Below are 27,000 nucleotides of genomic sequence, written 5' to 3' on the forward strand. Positions count from 1 at the left end.
CACGACCACGACCCGCTGGGAACGGAGCGGCCCCGATCCCGGCCGGCGGACGTACAATCCGGAAATGGAGGCACCGGGAAGCACCACCCTGGTCGTCGTCGGCGAGGACGCGACGACCGCGATCACCGCCCTCGACGGGCTCGCCAACGTCGAGAGCGCGTCCTTCCTCGAGGCGACCGACGCCGAGATCGCCAAGTGGTCGGCGACCTCGGCCGCGCCGTACGTCGTGCACGACCGCGACCCGCTCGGCCACGTGGCATCCGCGTGGGTGGAGTTCTTCGACGACCAGTCGACGCTCGAGGTGCTGCAGCTCGAGATCGCCATGACGGTCGAGGCCGTCGGGCGGCACGAGATCACCGTGCCCGACTACTACGTCGTGCTGAGCCCCGAGACCATGCCGACCACGTGGATGCACTGGTGGCTCGGCGTGCTCGCGAGCGCGTCGCCGACCCGGGTCATCCCGTGGCCGGCGGCCGACGCATCGCTCGCCGAGCTGCTGCGGCACCTGCCGACGGGTCGCGCCTGGCCGGAGGTCGACCGGTGGCTGCCGCGGGTGGTCACGGCGATCCCCGATCGCGTGGGACTGCCCGGCGCCGGGTAGTGCGCGGGCCGGGGTGGGCGGGGCGGGCGAGGCGCCGGTCAGTCCTCCGCGACGGACGCGAGCGCGCGCAGCATCCGCTCGCTCTCGGCGGCGTAGCGGCGCACGACGATTCCGCGCAGGAGCGCGAGCCGTCGCGGGATGCCCAGCTCGACGAGCCGCGTGACCCGCACCGTTCCCGTGGACGCGTCGGGCTCGGAGACGCGCATCGTCACGGTCGAGTCGATCGTGCCCGCGAAGCGCGGCCGCAGTGCCATGGGCTGGCGGAAGACCGCCTCGCGCGGCGGGTCGAGCGCCGTCACGACGCCCGTGCGCACCCCGCTCGGGCTCGTCTCGCGATAGGTGGTGCCGACCCGCACGGGCGGCGGCGAGATCTCGCTCGTCCCCCGGTAGTCGCCCGACGACGGCAGCCACCGGTCGTACCCGTGCAGGTCGGCGATGAGCTCGAACACCCGTTCGCGGGAGGCGCGCACGTCCTCGTGCCGCTCGATCGTCGTCATGGCCCTCATTGTCGCGCGGTCCGGCCGCCGCGGAGCGTCATACGGAGGATCCGCGGCTCCGACGCGCGTTAGGCTCGGGGCCGTGTTGCGCACGATGCTGAAGTCGAAGATCCACCGCGCCACGGTGACCCACGCCGACCTGCACTACGTCGGGTCGATCACGATCGACCGTGACCTCATGGATGCCGCGGAGCTGCTGCCCGGCGAGCAGGTCGCCGTCGTCGACGTGACCAACGGCGCCCGCCTCGAGACCTACGTGATCGAGGGCGAGCGCGGCAGCGGCGTGTTGGGCATCAACGGCGCCGCCGCCCACCTCGTGCACGAGGGCGATCTCGTGATCGTCATCTCCTACGCGCAGTTCGACGAGGCCGAGGCCCGGGCCTGGCGGCCCCGGATCGTGCACGTCGACCGGGGCAACGGCATCACGGGGCTCAGCGCGGATGCCGCGGACGTGCCCGACGGGTTCGACTGGCTGAGCCGCCCGCCGCTCGCGGTCTGACGGCGGGCGGGCGGGCGTCGGGCGGTCGGCCCGTCCTGCGTCAGCCCGCCGCTCGCGCGTACCGCTCGCCGAGGGTGCGCAGGAGCGGACGCAGCTCCGCCGGCGACTCGACGGTGAAGTCCATGCCGAGCATGCCGATGTAGGCGGCGATGGTGTCGAGGCTGTCGGCGCCCGTGACGAGCACCGAGGCATCGGCGTCGATCGATTCGACGACGCCGACGGCCGGGTTGATGCGCGCGAGCACCGATTCCGCCGACGCCGCGATGCGCAGGCGGGCGTGCACCTTCCACCCGCTCGCCGCGATCGAGCGCATGGCGAATGCGGTGTAGTCGCCGCCGGGCAGCGGCACGGGGGAGAAGCGGCGGCGCGTCGGCATCCGCGGCGTGAGGAGGTCGACGCGGTGCGTGCCCCACTGGCCCGACGCGGGGTCGCGGGCCACGAGGTGCCAGCGCCGCTGCCAGCTGAGCAGCCGGTACGGCTCGACGAGCCGCGGCTCGCCCCGCTCGTCGAAGCGCAGCCACTCGACGTCGCGGATCGCCGCCGCGATCGCCGCGAGCACGGCCGGATCGACCTCGGGGTCGGGGGCATCCGTGCCGGTGTTCTCGGGCGCTCGGTCGACGACGGTGGCGAGCGCCTCGACCGTGGGCCGCAATCGCGGCGGCAGCACCTGCTCGAGCTTCGCGAGGGCACGCGCGCTCGACTCCGCGACGCCGGCGACGCCCGTCGCGACGCGCAGGCCGATCGCCACGGCGACGGCCTCCTCGTCGTCGAGGAGGAGCGGGGGCAGCTTGCCGCCGGCGCCCAGGCGGTAGCCGCCAGCGGCTCCGAGCGTCGCATCGACGGGGTAGTCGAGCGCGCGCAGGCGTTCGATGTCGTTGCGCACGGTGCGCGTCGACACGTCCAGTCGGGCGGCGAGCTCGGTGCCGGTCCAGTCGGGTCGCGACTGCAGGAGGGAGAGCAGGGCGAGCAGCCGAGCGGAGGTCTCGAGCACGGGTCCTCCTGCCGGTCGGGCGTGTTCGGGCGGGCATGGGCGACGCCCACGCCGTGGGACGAGGTCGTCGAGGCGATCTTCAGAACTAGGAATCGAACATTCCTAGTTCGACCATAGCGTGAGTGTCATGACGAACACCACCGCACCCCAGTCCCAGCCCGCCGCGATCTCCGCCGACGACGTCGCCGAGATCCGTCCCTTCCGCGTCGAGATCGCCCAGGCCGAGCTCGACGACCTCATGGAGCGCCTGGCTCGCACGCGTCTCCCGCAGCCGGCCCCCGGCGACGACTGGGACGCGGGCACGCCGAACCGCTACCTGCGCGAGGCGATCGACCGCTGGCAGCACGGGTTCGACTGGCGCGAGGTCGAGGCGCGCATCAACGCCGTGCCGCACTTCACGACCGAGGTCGCCGGCCAGCCGCTCCACTTCATCCACGTGCGCTCGCCGCACCCCGGCGCGACGCCGCTGCTGCTCGCCCACACCTACCCGGGCTCGGCCGTCGACTACCTCGACCTGATCGACGAGCTCGTCGACCCGGTCGCCCACGGCGGCAGCGCCGACGACGCGTTCGACGTCGTGATCCCCGACGCGCCCGGCTACGGCTTCAGCCAGCCGGTCTCGGCGGGCTGGACCGTCGCGCGGGTCGCGGCGGCCTACGACGCGCTCATGCGCCGGCTCGGCTATGCGCGCTACGGCGTCCACGGCTCCGACAACGGCGCGATGGTCGCCCGGGAGCTCGGGCTGCTGAACCCCGACGGCTTCCTCGGACTGCACGTGCTGCAGCTCTTCTCCTTCCCGTCGGGCGACCCGGCCGAGTTCGAGCACCTCGAGCCGCAGGACCATGCGGGCCTCGAGCACATGCAGTGGTTCCAGTCCGTCGGCGGCTACAACGCGATGAACGCGTCGCGCCCGCAGACCGTGGCCGTCGGCCTCAGCGACTCGCCCGTCGGGCTCCTGGCCTACAGCGAGCTGTTCAACTCGTTCGGCAACGGCACCTCGCTCGTGCCGCTCGACGCGATCCTCATGGAGGTCAGCGTCAACTGGTTCGCGAACGCGGCGTCGGGCATGGGGCGCAGCTACCTCGAGAACGCGCGAGCGGATGCCGCGGCCGCGGAGCCGCGGGTGAACACCGCCCCGACCGGTGTCGCGGTCTTCGCCGACGACTTCCAGACGATCCGCGTCTTCGCCGAGCGCGACAACGCGAACATCGTGCACTGGAGCCGCTTCGAGCGGGGCGGCCACTTCGCTGCGCTCGAGGTGCCCGCCGTCGTGGCGGGCGACCTCCGCGCGTTCTTCGCGTCGCTGTGCTGAGCGGATGCCGCGGGGCCATGCCGCGGGGTCGCAATGGCGGCCCGGCGGCGTGCGCCGCAACCGGGCCGATGCTGCCGCTCGGTCGCCTCCGCCGCGTCCGGCAGCCCAGCCTCAGGCGACGTCCCGCGCCGCCGGGACCAGGTCGAGCGCGCGGTCGCGGACGAGGTCGAGCGCGTGCTCGATGGCTCCCACCGTGACGGCGTCGCGGCCGAGCGCGGAGGCCACGAGGTCGGGTGCCGTGGGGTCGTCGCTCGCGTCGAGGATCGCGGCCGCCCGGTCGATGACCGCCGGCAGCGAGGCGACCGTCGCACCGGCCACGATGACGCGGTCCACGTCGAGCAGGTCGCCGAGCACGAGGCAGATGCGCGCGAGCCGCTCCGCCAGTCGATCGATGATGCCCCCCGCAACGGGGTCTCCGGCGGCCGCGGCGCGCGCGACGTCGGCCTCGCCGAGCGTGCGGGGGTCGAGCTGGTCGAGCGGGCTCCCCGAGGGCAGCCCCTCGCGCATGGCGTCGACGGCCCACTGCCGGGCGAGGAGCGCGAATCCGTCGGCCGAGCCGACGCCCTCGACGTGATCGAGGAAGCGCATCTCGCCGGCGGCGCCACGTCGGCCGCGCACGAGGCGCCGGTCGATCATGAGCCCGGACCCGAGTCCCTCCCCGGCGAGCATCGCGACGTACGAGTCGACCGTGCGTCCGCTGCCCAGCGGAGAGCGCCGCTCCGCGATCGCGACGAGGTTGGCGTCGTTCTCGATGGTCACGATGCCCGCCTCGTCGGCCAACAGCTCGGCGTACCCGGGGTTCATGAGCGCCCAGAACCAGTCGTCGGCGGGCGAGCCGCCGTCGGCATCGACGGGCGCCGGGACCCCGACCGTCATCGCGAGCACCGGTGCGCCGCCGCCGTCGCACGCGGCCAGCGCGTCACGCACCGTCGAGCGAGCGAGACGGCGACGGGCCTCGGCGTCGGCGCGGCGCTCGACGCGATGCGGGCTCTTCACCGGGATCTCGACGGAAGCGCTGCCGAGCACGTGCCCGCGCAGGTCGGCGACCGTCGCGGTGATGCGCTCGGCCCCGGCATCGACCGCGACGACGACGGCCGCCCGCGCCCGGAGGGCATACCGCCGAGCAGGGCGTCCCTTGGTGTAGGCCCCGGCGGCCCCCGCGGCGCGCGCGTCGCCGAGTTCGTCGAGCCAGCCCTGCTGGACCAGGTCGTCGCACACGCCGATCACCGTGGAGCGCGTGAGCCCGCTCGCGTCCATCGCCTCGGATGCCGTGAACGGGCCGGTTCGCCAGGCGTACTCGAGCACGCGGCGGGCGTTCGCCCTGCGCAGCACCTGCGGTGATGACGCTGCTGCGGTGGTCTTCTCCATCGACGCTTGACCTTTCTCGGACTCTCCGTCATTATTTACGACAGAAAATAAATCTACACCCTAAATATACTCCGTCAGCGTTGACGAGCGGTGCTCGCGCGGCGTCGGCGGTCCGGATTCCCAGGGGAGACGACGTGCCTCACAGACCAACCAGCCCTGACGCCGGCCGGCCCTCACGCCGCCGCGCGCGCCTCGCGCTCGCCGCCGCCGCGGTCGTCGCCGCCTCCCTCGCCCTCGCCGGTTGCGCGGGCGTCTCGGGCAGCGGGCCGACCGAGATCACCTTCCTCATGTCGAAGCCCGAGGCGATCCCGTACTTCCGCGACGTCGTGAAGCAGTTCAACAGCGAGCAGTCCGACGTGCACGTCACGCTCGACTCCGCCTCGAACCTGTCGGCCGGATTCCTCCGCGGCAACCCGCCCGACGTCGGCCTCCTGAACTACAACATGGAGATGGCCCGGTTCATGGAGCGCGGCGCCCTCTCCGACCTCTCCGACATGCCCGAGGCGAAGCGCATCCGCCCCGAGGTGCAGGAGCTCGTCGACCAGTACGCCACCTACCCCGGACGCACGAGCGTGCTGCCCTACTCGGTGGCCGCCGAATCGGTGATCTACAACGTCGAGATCTTCGAGGAGAACGACATCGCGGTGCCGACCACGTGGGACGAGCTGATCGCCGCGTGCGACAAGCTGGAGGCCGCAGGCGTCACGCCCATCTACAGCACGTTCAAGGACCCGTGGACGCTCGGCCAGGGCCTCTTCGACTACAGCGTCGGCGGCCGGCTCGACGTCGCCGACTTCCTCGACCGGATGCACGAGCTCGGCACCGAGGTCGGACCCGACTCCGCCGTGTCGTTCCAGAAGACGATCCTCGAGCCGACCGAGCAGATGAAGCAGCTCGCCGACTACTCCAACGAGGATGCCGCGAGCCGAGGCTACGGCGACGGCAACGTCGCCTTCGCCAACGGCGAGGGCGCCATGTACATGCAGGGTCCGTGGGCGCTCGGCGAGATCGCCAAGACGAACCCCGACCTCGAGCTCGCGACCTTCCCGCTGCCCGTGACGAACGACCCCGAGGACCTGAAGGTGCGGGTCAACCTCGACCTCGCGCTCTGGGTTCCCGAGGCGAGCGACCAGAAGGAGGCCGCCCGCACCTTCGTCTCGTACCTCATGCAGCAGCAGGTGATGGACGACTTCAACGCCCAGTTCCTCGGCTTCGGCACCACGACGGACGCCGCCCCCGTCACGGACCCGCGCATCCTCCCGATGCAGGAGTACTACGACGAGGGCAAGTTCTACCAGGGCCTCTCGCGGTCGATCCCGCTCACCATCCCGATCGACAACTACATCCAGACGATGGCGACGGGCGGCGACATCCCCGCGACGCTCGCCACGATCGACGCCGACTGGGCCCGCCTCGCGCTGCGCGGCTGACCCGACGATCCGACCACGACTCGAGAGGACGTTCGACATGTCGACTCCCATCGCACCCGCCGCGGCATCCGCCGGCTCGCTCGTCGACGACGCGGAGCACGGCCGCACCGACCACCTCGCGGGCGCCGCCCACGACGGCCGGGGGCGGCCCCGGGTGGATCCGGTGTACTACCTGTTCCTGATCCCCACCCTCGTGCTGTTCACGCTCGCCATCACGGTGCCGGCGGCGCTCGGCATCTTCTACTCGTTCACGGACTTCATCGGATTCGGCGACTGGGAGTTCATCGGGCTCACCAACTACATCGCCGCGTTCTCCGACCCGGCGATCCTCGCGAGCTACGCCTTCACGTTCGGGTTCGCGATCGTCACGGTGCTGCTCGTGAACCTCATCGCGTTCCTCCTCGCGGTGGGACTCACGAGCCGGATCCGGCTCAAGACCGGCCTGCGCGCGGTCTTCGTGATCCCCATGGTGATCTCGGGCATCGTCATCGCCTACGTCTTCAACTTCCTGTTCTCCAACTCGCTGCCGCAACTCGGCGCCGCGACCGGCATCCCCTGGCTGTCGGAGTCGATCCTCGCCAACCCCGACCTGGCCTGGCTCGCGATCGTGATCGTGACTGCGTGGCAGTCGATCCCCGGCACCCTGCTCATCTACATCGCGGGCCTGCTCTCCATCCCGGGCGACGTGTACGAGGCCGCCGACATCGACGGCGCGACGCCGTGGGTGAAGCTCCGGTCGGTCACCTTCCCGCTCGTCGCGGGGTACGTCGTGATCAACGTGATCCTCGGCTTCAAGAACTACCTGAACGTGTACGACGTCATCGTCGGCCTCACCAACGGCGGCCCCGGCACGTCCACCCGCAGCATCGCGATGACGATCTTCACCGGCTTCACCGGCGGCGACTACGCCTACCAGATGGCCAACGCGACGATCTTCTTCGTCATCGCCGTGCTCATCTCGGTACTCCAGCTCCGACTCACCCGCGGAAAGGCGGCGATCTGATGACCCAGGCAGCAGCGAGGCCCGTTCCGGCCTCCACCACCCCGGCCCCGGCCGCCGGCCGCGGCACCCGCGACGCCGTCGCCGCCCCCACCCGCCGCCGGCGCGGTCGGGTCGGCCAGGAGCGGACGAACTGGACGACGATGGTCATCCTGTTCCTCTGCGCGCTCACCGTGCTCCTGCCGCTCTACGTCACCGTCTCGATGTCGCTGAAGACGACGGAGCAGGCGGTCGACGGCAACGCCTTCTCGCTGCCGTCGCCCATCGACTTCTCCGGATTCACGCAGGCGTGGGAGCTGACGAACTTCCCGGTCGCCTTCACGATCTCGATCCTCGTGACGGCCGGCACGGTCGTCGGCACGGTCCTCCTCGCCTCGCTCGCGTCCTACGCGATCGTGCGCAACTGGGAGCACCGGCTGTTCCGCTGGTCGTTCTTCTACCTGCTGGCGGCGATGTTCCTGCCGTTCCCGGTCGTCGCCCTGCCCCAGATCCAGCTGACCGGCCTCCTCGGGCTCGCCAACCCCGTCGGGGTGACGTTGCTGCACATCATGTTCCAGCTCTCGTTCAGCATCCTGCTGTTCACGGCCTTCCTGCGGTCGATCCCGCTCGAGCTCGAGGAGAGCGCCCGCATCGACGGCGCGACGACGTGGCAGACGTTCCGCCAGCTGATCTTCCCCCTGCTCGCGCCCATGAGCGCGACGGTCGCGATCTTCGCGTTCCTCGCCTCGTGGAACGACTTCATGATGCCGTCGCTCATCATCGCCGACTCCGCCCAGCAGACCCTGCCGGTCGTGCAGTCGATCTTCCAGACGCAGTTCAGCAACAACTACAACGTGTCGTTCGCGTCGTACCTGATGGCCATGGCGCCCGCGATCGTCGTCTACCTGTTCACCCAGCGCTGGGTCATGGAAGGCGTGACCCAGGGAGCGGTGAAGGGCTGATGACCGACGTGCTCGCACACTCCGACCTCGCCCACCTCCGCCACGACGCCGACTGGTGGCGGCAGGCCGCCGTCTACCAGGTGTATCCGCGCAGCTTCGCCGACGCGAACGGCGACGGGCTGGGCGACCTGCGCGGCATCCGCTCGCGTGTGCCGCACCTGCGGCGCCTCGGGATCGACGCGGTGTGGCTCAGCCCGTTCTACCCCTCGGCGCTCGCGGACGGCGGGTACGACGTCGACGACTACCGGGACGTCGATCCGCGGCTCGGCACGCTCGACGACTTCGACGACCTCGTGAACGCGCTCCACGGCGCGGGCATCCGCGTGATCATCGACATCGTGCCGAACCACACGTCGAACCGTCATGAGTGGTTCCGCGAGGCCCTCGCCTCGCCCAAGGGCTCGCGCGCACGCAACCGCTACATCTTCCGCGACGGACTCGGCGACGACGGCGCGTCGCCGCCCGCCGACTGGACGAGCGCGTTCGGCGGGCCCGCGTGGGAGCCCGTCGGCGACGGCCAGTGGTACCTGCACTACTTCGCGACCGAGCAGCCCGACCTCAACTGGGACGACCGCGAGGTGCGCGACGACTTCCTGACGACCCTGCGCTTCTGGGCGGACCGCGGCGTCGACGGCTTCCGCATCGACGTGGCGCACGGGCTCGCGAAGCTGCTGGGCGACGAGCTCCCCGACCAGGCGACGCTCGACGCCCTCCCGCGCGACGGCGGCCACCCGCTCTGGGACCGGGACGAGGTGCACGAGATCTACGCCGAGTGGCGCGCGGTCTTCAACGAGTACTCACCGCCCCGCACGGCGGTGGCCGAGGCGTGGGTCGACCCGTCGCGGCGTCCGCGCTACGCGAGCATCGACGGACTCGGCCAGGCGTTCAACTTCGACCTGCTCGAGGCACCGTTCGACGCCGCGGCGTTCCGGCGCATCGTCGACGCGAACCTCGCGCTCGCCGCGGAGTCGGGCTCCTCGACGACGTGGGTGCTCTCGAACCACGACGTGGTGCGGCACGCCACCCGCTACGGTCTGCCCGAGCCCGCCGAGCCGGGCGAACGGCACGGCGCGGCCTGGCTGCTCTCGGGCGGCACGCAGCCCGTGCTCGACCGCGAGCGCGGCCTTCGCCGAGCCCGCGCCGCGACGCTCTTCATGCTGGGGCTGCCCGGGTCCGCCTACCTGTACCAGGGCGAGGAGCTCGGCCTGCACGAGGTCGGCGACATCCCGGCCGACGAGCGCCAGGACCCGTCCTTCTTCCGCAACCCCGGGGTCGACATCGGCCGTGACGGATGCCGCGTGCCGCTGCCCTGGACGAGCACCGGCGCCTCCTTCGGCTTCGGCCATGGCGGCGCCCACCTGCCGCAGCCGGCGTGGTTCGGCGACGTCGCCGTGGACGTGCAGGACCGCGACCACGACTCGACCCTCTCGCTCTACCGGCGGGCGCTCTCCGTGCGCGACGAGCTGCGGGGGCCGGAGGTGCTCGAGTGGGTGCCGTCGGCCGAGGCCGACGTGGTGCGCTTCCGGCGCCCGGGCGGCTGGGAGGTCGCGATGAACTTCGGCACCGCGCCCGCGGCGCTGCCTCCGGGGGAGGTGCTCGTGGCGAGCGGGCCGCTCGCCGACGGGCGCCTCCCCGGCGAGACGGCGGTGTGGCTGCGGGTGTGATCAGTCGTCGTCGGCCGGCTTCGCGTGCGACCGGATGCGGAGGATCACGAACTCCGCCGGACGCACCGGCGCGATCCCGATCTCCACGACGAGGCGTCCGTTGTCGAGGTCGTTCTGCGTCATGGTGTCCTCGCCGCAGCGCACGAAGAACGCCTCGTCGGGCGTGCGCCCGGGGAACGCGCCGTCGCGCCACAGTCCGTGGAGGAACGCCGTGACGTCGCGCCGCACCGACTGCCACAGCGGCTCGGCGTTCGGCTCGAACACGGCCCAGCGCAGGCCGCGGTCGATGCTCTCCTCGAGGAAGAGCACGAAGCGGCGCACGGGGACGTACTTCCACTCGCTCCCCGCCGCGTCGGCGCCCTGCAGCGTGCGTGCGCCCCACACCACGGTCGATCCGCCGGGAAGCTCGCGCAGGCAGTTCACGCCGAGGCGGTTCACCCGGTCGAGCTCGTCGTCCTTCAGGGACACGTCGAGGCCCGCGGCGCCGCGGATCGCCGCGTCGGTGCCGGCCGGTGCCGCCCAGACCCCGCGCGTCGCGTCGGTGCGCGCGATGACGCCCGCGACGGCACCGGCCGCGCCCACGGCGACGGGAGCGCCGCCGAGGGGATCCGCGGTGCGGACGCGGGGGAAGTAGACCGCCGCGTTCGCGCTGTCGGTGCCGAGTGCGCCCGCGAGGCCGTCGTCGGATGCCGCGGCGGCCTCGATGGCGTCGACGCCCGTCCAGTCGGCGGGGGCGTCGAGCAGCAGCATCGCGCGGTGGCGCTCGCAGAATGCCGCCGCCTCCGACACGACAGCGCGCGCCGCCTCGGCCGGCATCCGAGTCCCCGGAGCCGCGACATCCGGCAGCACGAGCAGGTTCACGTCGGGGAGCGACTCGAGGGCCGCGAGTCCCTGCCATTCGGCCTCGGCCCCGAATGCGCCGACCCGCACGACCACGGCGGATCGCCCGCCGTTCTCGAAGTAGTCGTGCACTGCGCGCGCGAGTGGCGACCCGCCCGACAGGCCGCCGAACTCGCGCTCGACGGCGGACCAGTCCGAGAGGAGCAGGGGGACGTCGATGGGACCGGCCTCGGCGAGGCCGACGAACGCGGCGACGGCCGTGCCGACGCCCTCGATGGGCCTCGCGCCGCTCGCGATCTCCTCGAACGGGCCGGCAGGCGCTTCGGGATCGGGAGGGGTCATGCGCATGCCTCCTGCCTCACGACGTCGTGGTGACGGATGACTCGCTGCGAGCCTCCCGCTCCGGGCGGCGGGTGTCAAGCATCCGGGGCGCGGGGGAGCCGACTGCGGCCGAACAGGCGGATGCCGCGGGGGGAGGTCGTCATCCCGGCCCCGCGGCATCCGCGGTCTGTGCGCTGCGATCCGTCATCACCTACTTCCGCCGAAGAGGGCCGATCGGATGCACCTGCGCCGAACTTCCTCGCCCTCGGCGTCGCGCGCGTGGTCGCCCGCGGCATCCCCGGCCCGGGTCCGGACATGACGATCGCGCCGGCGGATGACCGGCGCGATTCGACCTTCGAGCGGATCGCTCGTCGATGGAGCCTGCTACTTGCGGTGCGTGGCGTCGGTGACGTCGTTGCCGGCGCGGCCGGCGACCTTGGCCTTCTTGTCGGCGCGCTTCTCCTTGAGCGTCTTGGAGGCTGCGGTCTTGCTGGACGATTTCTTCGGTGACTTGTCTGACACGGTGACGCCCTCTGTTCGGGAGCCTGGACGGCCCCGTGTCGCAAGACTAGCGCCGCCGGCTGTGAGCCGGTGGGGCGCGCGCGGTCGGCTAGCCTCGGAGGATGAGCCGCACCATCTGGACCGTCCTCGGTGTGATCGCCGCCGTGGTCATCGCCTGGGTCCTCGTCGACGTGGTCTTCAGCGTGCTCTGGTTCATCGTGAAGCTCGTGATCGTGGCGGTCGTCGTCGTCGTCGTGTACTCCGTGCTGCGTTCGCTCCTGAAACCGTCGGGCGAGCAGAAGTCGATCGATCGCTGACGCGATCGCGACGCTCGCGCGCGAGAATCGAGGGGTGACCTCCTCGAACGGCATCCGGCTCGTCGTGCTCACGGGCGCGGGCATCTCGGCCGAGAGCGGGGTGCCCACGTTCCGCGATGCGGGCGGGCTGTGGGAGGGCCATCGCGTCGAGGACGTCGCGACGCCCGAGGCGTTCGAGCTCGACCCGGCGACCGTGCAGCGGTTCTACGACGCGCGGCGGCGCTCCGTGGCATCCGTCGCCCCGAACCCCGCGCACCACGCGCTCGCCCGGCTCGAGGCCGAACTCGGCGACGAGCTGCTCGTGGTCACGCAGAACATCGACGACCTGCACGAGCGGGCCGGGTCGCGGCGCGTGCTGCACATGCACGGCGAGCTCGGCCTCGCGCGCTGCACCGCCTGCGGCGACCGATCGCCCGCCCCCGGCGACCTCCTCGACGAGCCGGCGTGCACGGCGTGCGGCGAGCGGATGCTGCGCCCCGACGTCGTGTGGTTCGGCGAGGTGCCGTACGGGCTCGACGAGATCGACGCGGCGCTCGCCGGATGCGCGCATTTCGCGGCGATCGGGACCTCGGGCGCGGTGTACCCGGCCGCGGGGTTCGTGCTCACGGCGGCCGCCCTCGGGGCGCGCACGACCGAGCTCAACCTCGCCGAGAGCGAGATCACGCCGTTCTTCGACGAGACGCGACTCGGGCCCGCGAGCGTGCTCGTGCCCGAGTGGGTCGACGAGCTGCTCAGCTCGCGCTGACGTCGGTCGCGGTAGGGCCGGCTGCAGGTCCGGCCGCGGGCGCGGGGCCGACCGGGCCGACCGCCGGCGCGGGCTGCACCGCGTCGAGCGCCGATCGCGCGAGCATCGTCGAGCCCGCCACCGCGGCGGGCATCGTGAACACCGCACCGAGCGGGATCATGAAGCACAGCTGCGTCGCGACGCCGAAGCCGAGCAGCTCGCCCCGGTGGGCGCGGCGGATCGCGCGCCGCACGTCGGCCGGGAGCCCCCGGGCCTGCAGCGCCCGGGAGCTGAGCTCGGCGGCGAGGAGCCGCCCCGAGAGCACGACGCCGAGCACCGGCGCCGCGACGGCGCCCACCACGGGGATGAAGCCGACGAGCGCGACGACGATCGCCGCGACGAGGCCGAGCCCGATGAGCCCGAGCGAGTCGACGACCGCACGCCAGAACCCCGCGCCCTCAGCGGGCACGTCGCCGCCGAGGTCGAGCTCGACCGAGCGCCAGATGCGCTCGTAGAAGGGATCGCCCACGGCGAGCGTGACGGCCGTGAAGGTCACGGCCGCGAGCAGTCCGGCCGCGGTGAAGGTGATCGCGCCGACGGTGATGCGGAACGCCGTGCGCCAGCCGGCCTGCCAGTCGTCGGCGAACGGCGTCGCCCAGTCGACGAGCGCCGGCAGGCCGAATCCGAGCGCGACGAGCGCGGCCACGATGCCCGCGAACACGAGCACCGCGGGAACGAGCCCGAGCAGCATCACGCCGGGGTCGCGGCGCCAGTAGCCGAACCCCCGCAGGAGCATCCGCACACCCGAGACGAAGCCGCGCACCACGCGTGCCAGCCTAGACGGGGCGTGCGACGTGTCCGAGCCGTGGCCGCGCGCGAGCGAGCGCGAGGACGTTTCTGTGGCGGGTTGTTGCGCACCGGCTGCGCGCTCCCAGCGGGCGGCGCTATCGTCGTGGCATCCGATCTTCGCCGCAGCGGCGGCCCGCACGCCCTCGCGCGCATGGCCGCCCGCGCCGCGCCACTCGCCCCAGAAGGAACCGCCACCCGAGATGACCGTGACCTCGACGAAGTCCGCTCGCGCCGCCGAGTGGTGGAAGGCGCAGCGCAGGCGGGTGCTCGGGGGTGTCGCGATCGCCGTCGTGGCGCTCGCGATCGCGGTGGTCGTCGCCCGGCTGCTGCGGGGACTGCCCGCCGTGGAGGCCTTCATCGAGGCGTACCCCGGGATCGTGCCGCCGCCCGAGGGCACGCCCGTCGGCATTCCGGCGTGGCTCGGCTGGCAGCACTTCCTCAACGCCTTCTTCCTGCTGCTCATCGTGCGCACCGGGTTCGAGCTGCGCAGCAAGCGACGTCCCCCGGGCTTCTGGACGCGTGACAACACCCGCTGGCCGCGCACCGCGGGCAAGCCGCGCCGCATGGGCATCTTCCTCTGGTTCCACCTGTGGCTCGACGCGCTCTGGGTGCTGGTGGGCCTGACGTACGTCGTGCTGCTCTTCGCGACCGGGCAGTGGCTGCGCATCGTGCCCACCGACTGGGCCGTCGTGCCCAACGCGATCTCGGCGGCGCTGCAGTACGCGTCGCTCGACTGGCCCACCGAGAACTCGTGGGTCGTCTACAACTCGCTGCAGCAGCTGGCGTACTTCACGGTCGTGTTCATCGCCTCGCCGCTCGCGATCCTCACCGGGCTGCGCCTCTCGTCGATCTGGCCGCTCGAGGGGCCGCTCGTGCGCGCCTTCCCCGAGAAGCTCGCCCGCGCCGTGCACTACCCGGTCATGCTGTTCTTCCTCGCGTTCACGTTCGTGCACGTCGTGCTCGTGTTCACCACCGGCGCCCTGGCCAAGCTCAACCAGATGTACACCGCCCGCGACGCCGACGACTGGCTCGGGTTCGCGGTGTTCGCCCTCTCGGTCGCGGTGATGGCCGTCGCCTGGGTGCTCGCGAAGCCGCCGCTGCTCAAGCGCATCGCCGCGAAGTCGGGCCGCGTGCAGGGCTGAAGCGCGCGGATGCCCTAGCGTTGCGCGGGTGATCACGGAACTGGACGTGGAGCTGCCCGACGGACGACGCGTGCGCGCCGCCGACACCGGCGAGGCCGGCGGCCCGCGTGCGGTGGCACCCCTCACGGTCGTGTGGCACCACGGGTCGCCGCACACGGGCGCGCTGTACGAGCCGCTGCTCGGCGCGGCGGCGGCGCGCGGCATCCGCTTGGTCTCGTATGCCCGCCCGAGCTACGGAGGGTCGACCCCGCAGCCCGGGCGTTCGGTGACGTCGGCCGCCGCCGACGTCGTGGCGGTGGCCGACGCGCTCGGCATCGACCGGTTCGCGGTCATCGGCACGTCGGGCGGTGGGCCGCACGCCCTCGCCTGCGCGGCACTCGTGCCGGAACGGGTCACGGGCGTCGTCACGCTCGCCTCGCCCGCGCCGTACACCGACGCGTTCGACTGGTTCGACGGCATGCGATCGCCCGGCGCGCTGCGGGCGGCTCGCAAGGGTCGCGCTGCTCGTGCCGCGTTCGCCGACGAGGAGGAGTTCGACCCCGAGGTCTTCGTGCCGACCGACTGGGCGGCCCTCGAGGGGCGGTGGTCGGCCGTGCTCGCCGACGTGCAGGCTTCCGACGCATTCGGGCCGGACGGCCTCATCGACGACGACGTCGCGTTGGCGTCGCCGTGGGGCTTCGAGGTGTCGGATGTCGCGGCGCCCACGCTCCTCGTGCACGGCGAGCTCGACCGCATGATCCCTCGGCGGCACGCGTCGTGGCTGCTCGGCCGCATCCCCGGCGCGAAGCTCTGGGCGCGCCTCGACGACGGGCACGTCTCGGTGCTCGACGTCGTGCCCGACGCGCTGGACTGGCTGCTCGAGGCCGCCGCGCCGGCTCGTTCCTGAGCTCAGCGCTTCTTCGCGCCCGCCCACTCCAGCAGTCGGTCGGCGGCCCACGTCGTGACGATGCGCTCCGGCGGGATGCCCGCGGCCTCGGCGCGAGCGGCACCGAGCGCCAGGAAGCCGAAGTGGCCCGGCGCGTGGCTGTCGGTGTCGATCGAGAAGCAGCACCCCGCCTCGAGTGCGAGCGCGATGAGCTCGTCGGGCGGATCCTGCCGCTCGGGTCGCGAGTTGATCTCGACCGCGACGTCGTGCTCCGCGCACGCGGCGAACACGGCTCGGGCGTCGAACTCCGACTGCGGCCGCGTGCCCCGTGAGCCCTGCACGAGCCGACCGGTGCAGTGGCCGAGCACGTTCGTGCGCGGGTCGGCGATGGCGCGCAGCATCCGCGGGGTCATCTCGGCGGCGGGCAGGCGCAGCTTGGAGTGCACGCTCGCGACCACGATGTCGAGCCGGTCGAGCAGGTCGGCGCGCTGGTCGAGCACGCCGTCGGCGAGGATGTCGACCTCGATGCCCGTGAGGATCCGCACGCCGAGGCCCGCGCCGGCCGCAGCGGCATCCACCGCGTCGTCATCCGCGTCGCCCTCGCCATGGCCCGCGTTGAGCGCCGCCACGATCTCGACCTGCGACTCGAGGCGCTCGGGCGAGAGCCCGTTCGCCACCCGCAGGCTCGGCGAGTGGTCGGTCAGGGCGAAGTACTCGAGCCCGGCGGATGCCGCGGCGCGCGCCATCGCGGCGATGCTCGTCGTGCCGTCCGACCAGTCGCTGTGCGCGTGCAGGTCGCCGCGGAGCTGCGCCCGCAGGCCCGTGGGCGCGGCATCCGCCCCGACCCGCTGCCGCAGGTCGGCGAGGTAGGCGGGCACCTCGCCCGCGAGCGCCTCGGCGATCACGGTGTAGCTCGAGTCGCCGATGCCGGGCGTGCGCTTCAAGCGCCCGTCGGCCGCCCGGGAGCGCAGCTCGTCGACCGGCACGCCCTCGATCGCGGCGGCGGCCTTGCGGAACGCCTTCGCCTTGAACGGCGACGCGAGCTCTCGTTCGAGCAGCAGCGCGATCTCCTCGAGCGCCTCCACCGGATCCATCGCCCCAGTCTGCCGCGCGCCACCCCGCCGGTCGAGGGCACCCGCCGGTCGAGTGCACCCGCCGGTCGAGTAGGAGCGCAGCGACGTATCGAGACCCGTTCGCCGGTCGAGTAGGAGCGCAGCGACGTATCGAGACCCGTTCGCCGGTCGAGTAGGAGCGCAGCGACGTATCGAGACGCGTTCGCCGGTCGAGTAGGAGCGCAGTGACGTATCGAGAGCCGTTCGCCGGTCGAGTAGGAGCGCAGTGACGTATCGAGACCCGTTCGCCGGTCGAGTAGGAGCGTAGCGACGTATCGAGACCCCTGCCGGGGGAGAGCGGCGGGGTCTCGATACGGGCTTCGCCCTACTCGACCGGCGACGGGCTGCGCCCTACTCGACCGGCGACGGGCTTCGCCCTACTCGACCGGCGGGAGGTCGAACGCGACCGCGCGCACCGGCGCCCCGTCGCCCGCGAGGCGCAGCGGGAAGATCCCGAGGCGCACCCGTGCGGGCAGCGCGTCGAGTCCCGCGAGGTTCTCGACGATGAGACCGTCGCCGCCGAGCACGACCTCGTGCACGGGGAAGTCGGTCGTGCCCGCGGCATCCGTGGGGTCGGGGCTCAGCGTGTCGACGCCGAGCACGTGCATGCCGCGCTCGACGAGCAGCCGCGCGGCCTCGACGCCCAGGGCCGGATGCCGCAGCGCCCGCTCGGTGCCGAAGTGCACGGCCCAGCCCGTGTCGACCACGACGATCGACGGCACCCGCCCGGGCAGCTCGCCGAGGTCGTCGACGCCGATCGTCGCGTGGTCGGCGAGCCCCGGCACGTGCAGCACGAGCGCGTCGCCCACGAGCTCGTCGAGGGCGACCGCGTCCATCGTACGGCCGCCGGCCACCGTGTGGGCGGGTGCGTCCACGTGGGTGCCCGAGTGCGATCCGAGGTGCAGCGTCGTGACGGCGGCGCCGTCGCGGTCGAGCTCCAGGGCCGGCTCGAGGTCGACCGCCGGGTCGCCCGGGTACACCTGCATGCCCGAGCGGATGGGGTGGCTGAGGTCACGCATGCGCGACCGGCTCCGGCGTGGCATCCGAGAGGTGCTCGCTCGAGGCCACCGGCGTCGTCGAGCGCTCCGAAAGCGAGACGAGCAGGTAGAGCACGAAGGTCAGCACGAACGCCGGGATGGTGGCGCCGATCGGCGTCGGCCACACCCAGGTGAAGAGGTAGGCGGCGACGGCGCCGACGAGCCACACCGCGATCGCGGCCCAGTTGACGCCCGCGAGGTACCAGTAGCGGCCGTCGCGCGCCTTCAGGATGTCGGCGGTGTACGCGCCCCGCTTCACGATGTAGTAGTCGGCGATCATGATCGCGAACACGGGCGCGAAGAGGGCGCCGATCGTGACGAGGAACGTCGTGAACTGGCCGAGCAGGCCGAACCACGTCGAGCCGATGATCGAGATCACGCCGACGATGAGCGCGGTCGGCAGGAACTTCACGTGCCGCCCCGGCTGCGCGTTCACGATCGAGGTGACCATGCCGTAGACGACCATCGTGTTCGTCGCCATCACCGACAGGAAGATGACGATCGCGAGCGGAGCGCCGAAGGGCGTGACGATCGTCACCGGGTCGAACGGGATCGCCTCGCCGCCCGAGAGCACGACGTAGCCGATCGCGGTGGCGCCGACCGTCATCGAGACGACCGTCGAGAGCGTGTAGCCGATGCCGGAGCCGATGATGCCCGCACGGCTCGACTTCGCGAAGCGGTTGAAGTCCGCCGAGAGCACCGTCCACGAGATGGCGGTCGCGATGACCACGTCGAGCACGAGGATGGGCGAGTAGCCCAGCGACGGGTCGGCGGGGATGGCGGCGAACTCGGCGGGCGCGTAGGTCGTGAACGCGACGACGAAGATGTAGGCGACGATGCCGAGGATGAGCACCGCGAGCCACGGCTCGACCCGGGCGATGCCCGTGTGGCCGAAGATGGCGAGGATCACGACGAGGGTCTGGCAGAGCACCGCGAACAGCACGGGGCTCGAGAACCCGGTGACCGACGAGACGAGGAAGTCGAGCGCGATGCCGGCGAGCATCGCCTGGACCCAGCTCCAGCCCATGAGGATGACGACGTTGGCCGCGACCGGGAGCAGGCTGCCGCGCGTGCCGAACGGCCCGCGGGTGAGCGCCATCGTCGGCAGCCCCGTGCGGGTGCCGATGTTGCCGACGGTCACGAGCACGGCGGCGCCGACGATCGTGCCGACGATGATGAGCACGACCACGAGGCCGTAGTCGACGCCGGGCACGAAGAGCGTGCCGGTGAGCAGCGTCGTGACGACGAGGTTCGCGGCGAGCCAGATCATGCCGATGCGCGGCAGCGAGAGGGTGCCGCGCACGGGGCCGGCGTCGTCGGAGTGTTCCTCGAGGTAGTGCTCGAGACGGGAGTAGAGCGACATTGCTGGGTTCTCCTGGGATTCGGGGTGGGGGATGGGAACGGGGAGGCGGATGGGTGGATCAGGCCGCGGTGCCGGGCAGGGGGGAGAGGTGCTCGTGCACGGCGACGAGGCGCGGGCCCGCGGCATCCGTCGCCGGGTCGACGCGGAAGACGATGGTCTCGCGCTCGCGGTAGGTCTCGGGGCCGTCGCCGGTCTCGGCGGTGGTCTCGACGGAGTGGGTGAAGACCGCGCCGCCGGGGAACGGCTGCACGAGCCGGTCGGTCGACGTGCACGACACGACGCGCCAGCCGTCGGCGACCCATCCGGCCCAGAGGCGCTCGTAGGCCGCGCGGTCGGCGAGGCGCTCGGGCTCGGTGTGGAACACGAAGGTCGCGTCGGGCGCGAACGTCGCGAAGTACCGGTCGCCGTCGGTCGCGGCGAAGGCGTCGACGATCTCGGATGCCGCGGCCAGCACCTCGTCGCGGCTCGGTTCGGTCTGGGTGGTCATCGGGTCGGCTCCTTCGCCTCGGGTCTGCGCTGGGGTGGGGTCATGGGGCGGTCGTGGAGTCGCGCTCCGCGCGCGGCGCCATCGCGCTCAGCAGCTCGTACGCGACGTGGCTCGCGGCCACGGCGGTGAGCTGCGCGTGGTCGTAGGCGGGGGCGACCTCGACGATGTCGGCGCCGACGATGTCGCGGTCGGCGAGGGCGCGCAGCATCCGCAGCAGTTCGCGGCTCGTGAGGCCGCCCGCCTCGGGGGTGCCGGTGCCGGGGGCGTGCGCGGGGTCGAGCACGTCGATGTCGATCGAGATGTAGAGGGGCGCGTCGCCGATGCGGGCACGCATGCGGTCGATCGCCGCGGCGAGGCCGTGCTCCTCGAGGTACTCGCTCGTGATGATCGAGAAGCCGAGGCGCTCGTCGTCCTCGAGGTCGCTCTTGGCGTAGAGCGGGCCGCGGATGCCGACGTGCATGCTCGCGGTGAGGTCGATGAGGCCCTCCTCCGACGCGCGACGGAACGGCGTGCCATGCGTCGTGGGCGCGCCGAAGTAGGTGTCCCACGTGTCGAGGTGCGCGTCGAAGTGCAGCACCGCGACCGGACCGCGCTTCGCGTGCACGGCGCGCAGCAGCGGCAGGGCGATCGTGTGGTCGCCGCCGATGACGACCAGCCGGTCGGCGTGCTCGGCGAGCGCCCTGGCGCCGGCCTCGACCTGTCGCACGGCCTCGGCGATGTCGAAGGGGTTGGCGACGATGTCGCCGGCATCCTGCGGCGCGCCCGTCGAGGCTCGACGCCCACTTGACGGTGATGCGCGGGCGGCGGTGCCGCGCGGCGAACAGCCAGTCGTCGAGGAAGGACTCGCCCTCGGCGGCGAGGAGCCCGCCTTCGACGTCGACGCCCGCGTCGCGCAGCGTCGCCGCGCCTCCCGCGGCGTGCGGGTCGGGGTCAGCCACGGAGTAGACGACCCGGGCGACGCCCGCGTCGATGAGCGCGACGGCGCAGGGACCGGTGCGTCCCGTGTGGTTGCAGGGCTCGAGGGTGACGATCGCGGTGGCGCCCTGCGCGGCGCCCGGTGCGAGCTTCGAGAGCGCGTCGACCTCGGCGTGGGCCGTGCCGGCACCGCGGTGCCAGCCCTCGGCGAGCGTCTCGCCGCCGGGCGAGAGGATGACGCAGCCGACCCGGGGGTTCACGCCCCGCGCGGGCCCCCGCGCGGCGAGCTCGAACGCCCGGCGCATCGCCGCGGCATCCGTCGCCGTGCGTGCCGCCGTGGTCATCGGTGCCTGCCTCTCAGGCTCCGGGGGCTCCGGCATGGCCGGAATCGTCGGCAGCGCACAGCGCAGCCGACACGTGCCGCCTCCCATCCGGACTTTCACCGTCGGTACCGGAATTCCACCGGTTCAACCGTTCGCGAATGGCCGATGGCCACACGCTCCCGGCTCGCGGACTGTCACCGCCGGTTCGGAATTACACCGACCCCGGAGCACGTTTCTCGTGTCGATTCTAGGTCAACGCAGGATGCGCGGGCGTATTCCCCGGTCGCATGCCGTCACCTGCCGGCGAGACCGCGGGCCGGCGCGACGCGGTCAGGCCGGGTCCGCGGATGTCGCGGCGGGCGCGCCGGCGGAGGTCTCGACGAGGGCGCGCGCCGTGCCCTCGTCGACGATGAGGTCGGTGATGAGCCCCGCGGCGAGCGCGCCGCGCAGGCTCGGCAGCTTCGCGCGTCCCGACACGACGCAGATGCGCCGCGGCGCCCGACGGAGCACCGCGAAGTCGGGGCCGGTCGCGCGCGTGTTCAGGGTGATGCCGTCGGTCGAACCGTCGGCACGGTAGAACACCGTCGCGACGTCGCCGACCGCGCCTTCGCGGCTGAGCGCCTCGAAGTCGGCGCGCTCGAGGTAGCCGCCCTGGTAGACGTGGCTCGGCACCTCGGCGAACGGCGAGCCGACGCCGAAGATCGCGACGTCCATGGCCGCCTGCAGGTCGAGCAGGCGCCGGGTGCTGCGCTCGCGCCAGAACGCCTCCTTGGTGGCGGGGTCGTCGAAGAAGGCGGGCACGGGGAACTGCTGCACGCGTGCGCCGAAGGCGTCGCCGAAGCGGCGCAGCAGTTCGCTCGCGTAGAGGATGCCGGTGGTGCGCAGGTTGCCGGCGCCGTTCAGCTGCACGATCTCGGAGTTGTGCGTCGCCTTCGGGGCGAGGTGGCGGCTCATGGCGCTCATGGTGGACCCCCACGCGACGCCGATCGTCTGGTTCGAGTCGATGAACCGGCTGAGAATCCGTGCAGCCGAGAGGGCCACGCGCTCGAGCCGGTCGACGTCGCTCGCGTGGTCGGGAACGGGCACGACGTGCGCCGAGACCTCGTGTCGCGCGAGGATCTCCTGCTCGAGCCGGCTCGGCAGGTCGAGCGGGGAGTGGATCGAGATCTCGACGAGCCCCGTGGCGCGGGCGTGGCTCAACAGGCGAGAGACGGAGGATCTCGACGTGTGCAGTTCCTTCGCGATGGCGTCCATCGTGAGGTCCTGCAGGTAGTAGAGGTGGGCCGCGCGGAGCGCGTCACGCGTCTTCCCGGAGGGCGTATCGCCCTCGCGCCCCGCCCCGTCGATCCCGATTCCAACCATCTCGCACCCCTTGCACGTTTGTTCACGCGGCTTGAAAGCATGTTCGCTCGCCCGCACGATGTATTCATCCACAGCCGGCCCGGACATGCAAGCCCGCCGTGCTCCAGCTCGAAAGGACAGCGATGTCGCCCACCACGTCGACGCAGACGAACTCCCGCAACGCATCCGCCCGCCCCGGAACCCGCGCCGAGGTGGCCGCGCTGCGCGCCCGCCCCGAGGCATCCGTCGTCATCATCGGCGGCGGCATCAACGGGATCGCGACCTTCCGCGACCTCGCCCTGCAGGGCGTCGACGTCGTGCTCGTCGAGCGCGACGACTTCGTCTCGGGGGCGTCGTCGGCCTCGTCGCACATGATCCACGGCGGCATCAGGTACCTCGAGAACGGCGAGTTCCGTCTCGTGCGCGAGTCGGTGCGCGAGCGCAACGCGCTCATCCGCATCGCGCCGCACTACGTGAAGCCGCTGCAGACGACCGTGCCGATCTACTCGACCTTCGCGGGCATCCTCTCGGCGCCGCTGCGCTTCCTCACCCACCGGCAGGGCAAGCCCACCGAGCGCGGTGCGGCGCTCATCAAGACCGGCCTCACGATCTACGACGCGTTCTCGCGCGACGGCGGCTCGGTGCCGCGTCACCGGTTCCTCGGAGCGAAGCAGTCGCTCGCCGAGCTGCCCGCGCTCAACCCCGGCGTCAAGTACACCGCGACCTACTACGACGCGAGCATGCACGACCCCGAGCGCCTCGCCCTCGACGTGCTCGCCGACGGCCTGGCCGCGGGCACGCACGCGCGCGCAGTGAACTACCTCGAGGCAGTCGGGCTCGGCGCGCGCGGCGTGCGGGTGCGCGACGCCGTCACGGGCGACGAGTTCGACCTCGCCGCCGATGTCGTCGTGAACACCTCGGGCCCCTGGACCGACCTCACCAACGAGCAGCTCGGCCGGCCCTCCGGATACATGGGCGGCACCAAGGGCTCGCACATCGTGCTCGACCACCCCGAGCTGCTCGCCGCGACCGGCGGACGCGAGATCTTCTTCGAGCACGAGGACGGCCGCATCGTGCTCATCTACCCGCTCAAGGGCCGCGTCATGGTCGGCACGACCGACCTCGAGCACGACATGCGCGAGCCCGCCGTCTGCACCGAGGAGGAGGTCGACTACTTCTTCGACCTCATCGCGCACGTTTTCCCAGCCATCCGGGTCGACCGTTCGCAGATCGTCTACCGCTTCTCGGGGGTGCGGCCGCTGCCGCGCCACGACGACACGCAGCCCGGCTTCGTGAGCCGCGACTACCGCATCGAGCGGGCGGATGTCGCGGAGCGCCCGGGAACGACGCTGCTCAGCCTCGTCGGCGGCAAGTGGACCACCTTCCGCGCCCTCGCCGAGCACCTCTCCGACGAGGTGCTCGGGATCCTCGGGCGCGCCCGGACCCGCTCGACGTGGGGGCTCCCCATCGGCGGCGGCGCGGGCTACCCGACCACCGACGACGCCCGCCGGGTGTGGATCGTGGGCCACGGCGACGAGGTCGGCCGGGAGCGCGCGGAGGTGCTCCTCGAGCGCTACGGCACGCGCGCGGAGGCGCTCCTCGCCGAGATCGACGGCGAGGAGGACACCGCCCTCGCGGGCCACGACGGCTACACGCGCGGCGAGATCGCCTGGATCGCCCGCACCGAGCACGTCGTGCACCTCGCCGACGTCGTCTTCCGGCGCACGAGCCTGGCGTTCACGGGCACGGTCACGGCTCCGCTGCTCGACGAGCTCGCCGAGGTCGTCGGCGACGAGCTGCGCTGGAGCGCCGCGACCCGCCGCGCCGAGGTCGAGGCCACGCGCGCGGTGCTCGCCGAGCGCCACGGCGTCGTGCTCGGCGAGCCTGCCGTCGCCGTGCCGGTCGACTGACGAGGACCCGCTGGGTGGAGGAGCGCGCGGCGGAGCCGCACGCGTATCGAGACCGCTGCGCATCGGCTCTCGACACGCTTCGGTCGACCCGACGGCGATCCTCGACCCGCATGGGGAATCTGCACGGATGTGCACGCCGATCGACGTCTGATCGGCCGAATCGCCCGGTACGTTTCATCGGGGCCGACAGGCCCGAGCCTCGTGGACGAGTCGCCTCGGCCGTCCTGCAACCCAAGTGAAAGAAGGTCAATGTGGACAATCTCGGAATCGATTTCCTCTCGGAACTCGTGGGCACGGCGATGCTCGTGCTCCTCGGCTGCGGCGTCGTCGCCAACGTCGCGCTCGCGAAGACGAAGGGCTTCAACGGCGGCTTCCTCATGGTGAACTTCGGCTGGGGCTTCGCGGTCTTCGCCGGCGTCATCGTCGCCTACGCCTCGGGTGCGCACCTCAACCCGGCCGTCACCCTCGGTCTCGTCGCCAACGGCGCGACCGAGTTCGGGCAGGGGGTCCCCGTGAACGCGCTGAGCGTGCTCACGTACATCGGCGCGCAGATGCTCGGCGCGTTCCTCGGCGCGGTCTTCACGTGGCTCGCCTACAAGCAGCACTTCGACCGTGAAGCCGAGCCGAGCACGAAGCTCGCGGTGTTCTCGACCGGCCCGGCGATCCGCTCGTACGCGTGGAACCTCGTCACCGAGATCATCGCCACGTTCGTGCTCGTCTTCGTGGTGATCGGCTTCGGCCGCAACGGCGACGCGTCCGGCCTGGCCGCGCTCGGCGCCCTGCCCGTGGCCCTGCTCGTGATCGGCATCGGCGCCTCCCTGGGTGGCCCGACCGGCTACGCGATCAACCCGGCGCGCGACCTCGGTCCGCGCATCGCGCACGCGCTGCTGCCCATCAAGGGCAAGGGCGCGAGCGACTGGAGCTACTCGTGGGTCCCCGTCGTCGGCCCGATCATCGGCGGCCTGCTCGCCGGCTGGGCGGCGATCCCGCTGCTGCCGCTGCTCGGCTGAGCCCGCGGCATCCGCACACCCAGCACGACACCACACCACCTCACCGCAACACCCGACCCATTCACGCAACTGACAGCAACGGAGTTCTCAGATGGCTGACTACATCCTCGCGATCGACCAGGGCACGACCTCGTCGCGCGCGATCGTCTTCGACAAGAGGGGCTCGATCGTCTCGACCGGGCAGCTCGAGCACGAGCAGATCTTCCCCAAGGCCGGCTGGGTCGAGCACGACCCGAAGGAGATCTGGCGCAACACGGGCGAGGTGATCGGCCAGGCCCTCGGCAAGGCGAACCTCACCCGGCACGACATCGCCGCGGTGGGCATCACCAACCAGCGCGAGACCGCCGTGGTCTGGGACCGCACGACCGGCGAGCCCGTCTACAACGCGATCGTGTGGCAGGACACCCGCACCCAGTCGATCGTCGACCGGCTCGCGGCCGACGGCGGCGTCGAGCGGTTCAAGCAGCAGGTCGGGCTCCCGCTCGCCACCTACTTCTCGGGCACCAAGATCGTCTGGATCCTCGAGAACGTGCCCGGCGCACGCGAGAAGGCCGAGGCCGGCGACCTGCTCTTCGGCACGACCGACACGTGGGTGCTCTGGAACCTCACCGGCGGCGTCGACGGCGGCGTGCACGCGACGGATGTCACGAACGCCTCGCGCACCATGTTCATGGACCTCGAGACCCTCCAGTGGGACGACGAGATCCTCGCCGCGTTCGGCGTGCCGCGCTCGATGCTCCCCGAGATCCGCTCCTCGTCGGAGGTCTACGGTGTGGCGAACGAGCACTCGCTGCTCCGCGAGACCCCGATCGCCGGCATCCTGGGCGACCAGCAGGCCGCGACCTTCGGCCAGGCGGCCTTCGAGGCGGGCGAGGCGAAGAACACGTACGGCACGGGCAACTTCCTCATCTTCAACACGGGTGAGGAGATCGTGCACTCCAAGAACGGCCTGCTCACGACCGTCGGGTACAAGCTCGGCGACCAGCCCGTGCACTACGCGCTCGAGGGATCGATCGCCGTGACCGGGTCGCTCATCCAGTGGCTCCGCGACAACCTCGGCATCATCTCCTCGGCCGCCGAGGTCGAGACCCTCGCGAAGAGCGTCGACGACAACGGCGGCGCGTACTTCGTGCCGGCGTTCTCGGGGCTCTTCGCGCCGTACTGGCGCCCCGACGCCCGCGGCGCGCTCGTGGGCCTCACCCGCTACGTGAACAAGGGGCACATCGCGCGCGCGGCCCTCGAGGCGATCGCGTTCCAGACTCGCGACGTCGTCGAGGCGGTGAACGCCGACGCGGGGATCGACCTCACCGAGCTGCGCGTCGACGGCGGTGCCACCGCCAACGACACGCTCCTCCAGTTCCAGGCCGACATCCTCGGCGTGCCGGTCGTGCGCCCGGTCGTCGCGGAGACCACGGCGCTGGGCGCTGCCTACGCCGCGGGCCTCGCGGTCGGCTTCTGGGCCGACCTCGACGACCTTGCGAAGAACTGGCAGGAGGACCGCCGGTGGACGCCGTCGATGGACGACGCCGAGCAGGCGCGCCTCGTGCGCAACTGGAAGAAGGCCGTCACGAAGACCCTCGACTGGGTCGACGACGACGTGCTGTGAGCCCGTCGGCGTGATGCCGGCGTGAACGGGACGG

The 27,000-nt window shown here is 72.1% G+C and carries 25 protein-coding genes, 2 pseudogenes and 1 riboswitch; of the genes and pseudogenes, 14 read left to right on the forward strand and 13 right to left on the reverse strand.

Annotation, left to right across the window (positions count from 1 at the left end; all coding sequences use genetic code 11):
- Positions 1 to 64 precede the first annotated feature (64 nt).
- Positions 65 to 601 (forward strand): hypothetical protein, encoded by a 537-nt coding sequence (locus tag EDM22_RS01700; RefSeq protein ID WP_122935271.1) that lies wholly within the window; start codon positions 65 to 67, stop codon positions 599 to 601.
- Positions 602 to 639: 38 nt separating this feature from the next.
- Here the strand turns inward: EDM22_RS01700 and EDM22_RS01705 are convergent, their stop codons facing one another.
- Positions 640 to 1,098 (reverse strand): SRPBCC family protein, encoded by a 459-nt coding sequence (locus tag EDM22_RS01705; protein WP_170963970.1) that lies wholly within the window; start codon positions 1,096 to 1,098, stop codon positions 640 to 642.
- Between the two features lie 82 nt (positions 1,099 to 1,180).
- On the opposite strand from EDM22_RS01705, the gene panD reads away from it, so the two are divergent.
- The gene (gene panD, locus EDM22_RS01710) at positions 1,181 to 1,597 is read left to right on the forward strand and encodes an aspartate 1-decarboxylase (RefSeq protein WP_122935273.1); all 417 of its coding nucleotides are present in this window, start codon (positions 1,181 to 1,183) and stop codon (positions 1,595 to 1,597) included.
- A 40-nt stretch (positions 1,598 to 1,637) separates the two neighbouring features.
- On the opposite strand, the gene EDM22_RS01715 is transcribed toward panD, so the two are convergent.
- On the reverse strand, positions 1,638 to 2,588 hold the full coding sequence (locus EDM22_RS01715) for a helix-turn-helix transcriptional regulator (RefSeq protein WP_122935274.1): 951 nt from the start codon (positions 2,586 to 2,588) through the stop codon (positions 1,638 to 1,640).
- 127 nt (positions 2,589 to 2,715) lie between these two features.
- Here EDM22_RS01715 and EDM22_RS01720 point away from each other — a divergent pair, with 127 nt between their 5' ends.
- Complete coding sequence (locus EDM22_RS01720; RefSeq protein ID WP_122935275.1) at positions 2,716 to 3,900, forward strand: epoxide hydrolase family protein; 1,185 nt, start codon at positions 2,716 to 2,718, stop codon at positions 3,898 to 3,900.
- 111 nt (positions 3,901 to 4,011) lie between these two features.
- Here the strand turns inward: EDM22_RS01720 and EDM22_RS01725 are convergent, their stop codons facing one another.
- Positions 4,012 to 5,268 (reverse strand): ROK family protein, encoded by a 1,257-nt coding sequence (locus EDM22_RS01725; protein WP_122935276.1) that lies wholly within the window; start codon positions 5,266 to 5,268, stop codon positions 4,012 to 4,014.
- Positions 5,269 to 5,402: 134 nt separating this feature from the next.
- Between EDM22_RS01725 and EDM22_RS01730 the strand changes: the two genes are divergently transcribed.
- From EDM22_RS01730 to EDM22_RS01745, 4 genes are read left to right on the forward strand one after another with little or no spacing between them, the layout of a single operon-like run.
- Positions 5,403 to 6,698, forward strand: coding sequence for an ABC transporter substrate-binding protein (locus EDM22_RS01730; protein ID WP_245989095.1), 1,296 nt, complete (start codon positions 5,403 to 5,405; stop codon positions 6,696 to 6,698).
- Between the two features lie 37 nt (positions 6,699 to 6,735).
- The gene (locus EDM22_RS01735) at positions 6,736 to 7,701 is read left to right on the forward strand and encodes a carbohydrate ABC transporter permease (protein WP_122935277.1); all 966 of its coding nucleotides are present in this window, start codon (positions 6,736 to 6,738) and stop codon (positions 7,699 to 7,701) included.
- Positions 7,701 to 8,639: a carbohydrate ABC transporter permease gene (locus EDM22_RS01740; protein ID WP_122935278.1), complete on the forward strand. Its 939-nt coding sequence runs from the start codon at positions 7,701 to 7,703 to the stop codon at positions 8,637 to 8,639. The genes EDM22_RS01735 and EDM22_RS01740 overlap by 1 nt, the downstream gene beginning before the upstream one ends.
- Positions 8,639 to 10,303 carry a glycoside hydrolase family 13 protein gene (locus EDM22_RS01745; RefSeq protein ID WP_122935279.1) on the forward strand — a complete coding sequence of 555 codons (1,665 nt, stop codon included), beginning with the start codon at positions 8,639 to 8,641 and terminating at the stop codon, positions 10,301 to 10,303. The genes EDM22_RS01740 and EDM22_RS01745 overlap by 1 nt, the downstream gene beginning before the upstream one ends.
- Here the strand turns inward: EDM22_RS01745 and EDM22_RS01750 are convergent, their stop codons facing one another.
- Positions 10,304 to 11,485: a phage tail sheath family protein gene (locus tag EDM22_RS01750; RefSeq protein WP_122935377.1), complete on the reverse strand. Its 1,182-nt coding sequence runs from the start codon at positions 11,483 to 11,485 to the stop codon at positions 10,304 to 10,306. It lies immediately after the preceding gene.
- A 363-nt stretch (positions 11,486 to 11,848) separates the two neighbouring features.
- Positions 11,849 to 11,986, reverse strand: coding sequence for a hypothetical protein (locus tag EDM22_RS19400; RefSeq protein ID WP_170963971.1), 138 nt, complete (start codon positions 11,984 to 11,986; stop codon positions 11,849 to 11,851).
- A 101-nt stretch (positions 11,987 to 12,087) separates the two neighbouring features.
- Here EDM22_RS19400 and EDM22_RS01755 point away from each other — a divergent pair, with 101 nt between their 5' ends.
- Both EDM22_RS01755 and EDM22_RS01760 read left to right on the forward strand, forming a co-directional pair.
- Complete coding sequence (locus EDM22_RS01755; protein ID WP_122935280.1) at positions 12,088 to 12,282, forward strand: hypothetical protein; 195 nt, start codon at positions 12,088 to 12,090, stop codon at positions 12,280 to 12,282.
- A 34-nt stretch (positions 12,283 to 12,316) separates the two neighbouring features.
- Positions 12,317 to 13,027 carry an NAD-dependent deacylase gene (locus EDM22_RS01760; protein ID WP_245989097.1) on the forward strand — a complete coding sequence of 237 codons (711 nt, stop codon included), beginning with the start codon at positions 12,317 to 12,319 and terminating at the stop codon, positions 13,025 to 13,027.
- Here the strand turns inward: EDM22_RS01760 and EDM22_RS01765 are convergent.
- Complete coding sequence (locus EDM22_RS01765; RefSeq protein ID WP_245989099.1) at positions 13,014 to 13,832, reverse strand: EI24 domain-containing protein; 819 nt, start codon at positions 13,830 to 13,832, stop codon at positions 13,014 to 13,016. The genes EDM22_RS01760 and EDM22_RS01765 overlap by 14 nt on opposite strands.
- Before the next feature lie 223 nt (positions 13,833 to 14,055).
- Between EDM22_RS01765 and EDM22_RS01770 the strand changes: the two genes are divergently transcribed.
- Both EDM22_RS01770 and EDM22_RS01775 read left to right on the forward strand, forming a co-directional pair.
- Positions 14,056 to 14,997 (forward strand): cytochrome b/b6 domain-containing protein, encoded by a 942-nt coding sequence (locus EDM22_RS01770; RefSeq protein WP_122935281.1) that lies wholly within the window; start codon positions 14,056 to 14,058, stop codon positions 14,995 to 14,997.
- Positions 14,998 to 15,025: 28 nt separating this feature from the next.
- Positions 15,026 to 15,883 carry an alpha/beta fold hydrolase gene (locus tag EDM22_RS01775; protein ID WP_122935282.1) on the forward strand — a complete coding sequence of 286 codons (858 nt, stop codon included), beginning with the start codon at positions 15,026 to 15,028 and terminating at the stop codon, positions 15,881 to 15,883.
- A 2-nt stretch (positions 15,884 to 15,885) separates the two neighbouring features.
- Here the strand turns inward: EDM22_RS01775 and EDM22_RS01780 are convergent, their stop codons facing one another.
- The 7 genes and pseudogenes from EDM22_RS01780 to EDM22_RS01805 all read right to left on the reverse strand — a co-directional run bounded on the left by EDM22_RS01780 (position 15,886) and on the right by EDM22_RS01805 (position 22,461).
- Positions 15,886 to 16,956, reverse strand: coding sequence for a PHP domain-containing protein (locus EDM22_RS01780; RefSeq protein WP_122935283.1), 1,071 nt, complete (start codon positions 16,954 to 16,956; stop codon positions 15,886 to 15,888).
- 395 nt (positions 16,957 to 17,351) lie between these two features.
- Entirely contained in the window at positions 17,352 to 17,993 is a 642-nt protein-coding gene (locus EDM22_RS01785) for a cyclase family protein (protein ID WP_122935284.1), read from the reverse strand.
- The gene (locus EDM22_RS01790; protein WP_122935285.1) at positions 17,986 to 19,374 is read right to left on the reverse strand and encodes a purine-cytosine permease family protein; all 1,389 of its coding nucleotides are present in this window, start codon (positions 19,372 to 19,374) and stop codon (positions 17,986 to 17,988) included. Before EDM22_RS01790 ends, EDM22_RS01785 begins: the two co-directional genes overlap by 8 nt.
- A 58-nt stretch (positions 19,375 to 19,432) precedes the next feature.
- A complete protein-coding gene (locus EDM22_RS01795) occupies positions 19,433 to 19,861 on the reverse strand; it encodes a YybH family protein (protein ID WP_122935286.1) in 429 nt (142 codons plus the stop codon).
- Positions 19,862 to 19,901: 40 nt separating this feature from the next.
- A pseudogene (speB, locus tag EDM22_RS19930) lies at positions 19,902 to 20,612 on the reverse strand (agmatinase); the annotation flags it as partial.
- 1 nt (position 20,613) lies between these two features.
- A pseudogene (gene ribD / locus EDM22_RS19935) lies at positions 20,614 to 21,081 on the reverse strand (bifunctional diaminohydroxyphosphoribosylaminopyrimidine deaminase/5-amino-6-(5-phosphoribosylamino)uracil reductase RibD); the annotation flags it as partial.
- A 108-nt stretch (positions 21,082 to 21,189) separates the two neighbouring features.
- Positions 21,190 to 21,334, reverse strand: a riboswitch (FMN riboswitch).
- A gap of 95 nt (positions 21,335 to 21,429) precedes the next feature.
- A complete protein-coding gene (locus EDM22_RS01805; RefSeq protein ID WP_122935287.1) occupies positions 21,430 to 22,461 on the reverse strand; it encodes a sugar-binding transcriptional regulator in 1,032 nt (343 codons plus the stop codon).
- A gap of 122 nt (positions 22,462 to 22,583) precedes the next feature.
- On the opposite strand from EDM22_RS01805, the gene EDM22_RS01810 reads away from it, so the two are divergent.
- The 3 genes from EDM22_RS01810 to glpK all read left to right on the forward strand — a co-directional run bounded on the left by EDM22_RS01810 (position 22,584) and on the right by glpK (position 26,966).
- Positions 22,584 to 24,350 carry a glycerol-3-phosphate dehydrogenase/oxidase gene (locus tag EDM22_RS01810; protein ID WP_122935288.1) on the forward strand — a complete coding sequence of 589 codons (1,767 nt, stop codon included), beginning with the start codon at positions 22,584 to 22,586 and terminating at the stop codon, positions 24,348 to 24,350.
- Between the two features lie 251 nt (positions 24,351 to 24,601).
- Complete coding sequence (locus tag EDM22_RS01815) at positions 24,602 to 25,360, forward strand: MIP/aquaporin family protein (protein WP_122935289.1); 759 nt, start codon at positions 24,602 to 24,604, stop codon at positions 25,358 to 25,360.
- A gap of 91 nt (positions 25,361 to 25,451) precedes the next feature.
- Positions 25,452 to 26,966, forward strand: a complete 1,515-nt coding sequence (gene glpK / locus EDM22_RS01820) for a glycerol kinase GlpK (RefSeq protein ID WP_122935290.1) — start codon at positions 25,452 to 25,454, stop codon at positions 26,964 to 26,966.
- Positions 26,967 to 27,000: the final 34 nt, after the last annotated feature.

Origin of the sequence: Agromyces tardus (genome assembly GCF_003710805.1) — a bacterium.
In the GTDB taxonomy this organism is placed as follows: Bacteria; Actinomycetota; Actinomycetes; order Actinomycetales; family Microbacteriaceae; genus Agromyces; species Agromyces tardus.

What these genes read in the sequence shown, in the direction of transcription:
- EDM22_RS01705 (WP_170963970.1), bottom strand. Translation starts at nt 1,098, where the DNA reads ATGACGACGATCGAGCGGCACGAGGACGTGCGCGCCTCCCGCGAACGG.
- EDM22_RS01805 (WP_122935287.1), bottom strand. Translation starts at nt 22,461, where the DNA reads ATGGTTGGAATCGGGATCGACGGGGCGGGGCGCGAGGGCGATACGCCC.
- EDM22_RS01725 (WP_122935276.1), bottom strand. Translation starts at nt 5,268, where the DNA reads ATGGAGAAGACCACCGCAGCAGCGTCATCACCGCAGGTGCTGCGCAGG.
- EDM22_RS01755 (WP_122935280.1), top strand. Translation starts at nt 12,088, where the DNA reads ATGAGCCGCACCATCTGGACCGTCCTCGGTGTGATCGCCGCCGTGGTC.
- EDM22_RS01745 (WP_122935279.1), top strand. Translation starts at nt 8,639, where the DNA reads ATGACCGACGTGCTCGCACACTCCGACCTCGCCCACCTCCGCCACGAC.
- EDM22_RS01735 (WP_122935277.1), top strand. Translation starts at nt 6,736, where the DNA reads ATGTCGACTCCCATCGCACCCGCCGCGGCATCCGCCGGCTCGCTCGTC.
- EDM22_RS01750 (WP_122935377.1), bottom strand. Translation starts at nt 11,485, where the DNA reads ATGACCCCTCCCGATCCCGAAGCGCCTGCCGGCCCGTTCGAGGAGATC.
- EDM22_RS01700 (WP_122935271.1), top strand. Translation starts at nt 65, where the DNA reads ATGGAGGCACCGGGAAGCACCACCCTGGTCGTCGTCGGCGAGGACGCG.
- EDM22_RS01785 (WP_122935284.1), bottom strand. Translation starts at nt 17,993, where the DNA reads ATGCGTGACCTCAGCCACCCCATCCGCTCGGGCATGCAGGTGTACCCG.
- EDM22_RS01780 (WP_122935283.1), bottom strand. Translation starts at nt 16,956, where the DNA reads ATGGATCCGGTGGAGGCGCTCGAGGAGATCGCGCTGCTGCTCGAACGA.
- EDM22_RS01720 (WP_122935275.1), top strand. Translation starts at nt 2,716, where the DNA reads ATGACGAACACCACCGCACCCCAGTCCCAGCCCGCCGCGATCTCCGCC.
- EDM22_RS01740 (WP_122935278.1), top strand. Translation starts at nt 7,701, where the DNA reads ATGACCCAGGCAGCAGCGAGGCCCGTTCCGGCCTCCACCACCCCGGCC.
- EDM22_RS01790 (WP_122935285.1), bottom strand. Translation starts at nt 19,374, where the DNA reads ATGTCGCTCTACTCCCGTCTCGAGCACTACCTCGAGGAACACTCCGAC.
- EDM22_RS01810 (WP_122935288.1), top strand. Translation starts at nt 22,584, where the DNA reads ATGTCGCCCACCACGTCGACGCAGACGAACTCCCGCAACGCATCCGCC.
- EDM22_RS01770 (WP_122935281.1), top strand. Translation starts at nt 14,056, where the DNA reads ATGACCGTGACCTCGACGAAGTCCGCTCGCGCCGCCGAGTGGTGGAAG.
- glpK (WP_122935290.1), top strand. Translation starts at nt 25,452, where the DNA reads ATGGCTGACTACATCCTCGCGATCGACCAGGGCACGACCTCGTCGCGC.
- EDM22_RS01795 (WP_122935286.1), bottom strand. Translation starts at nt 19,861, where the DNA reads ATGACCACCCAGACCGAACCGAGCCGCGACGAGGTGCTGGCCGCGGCA.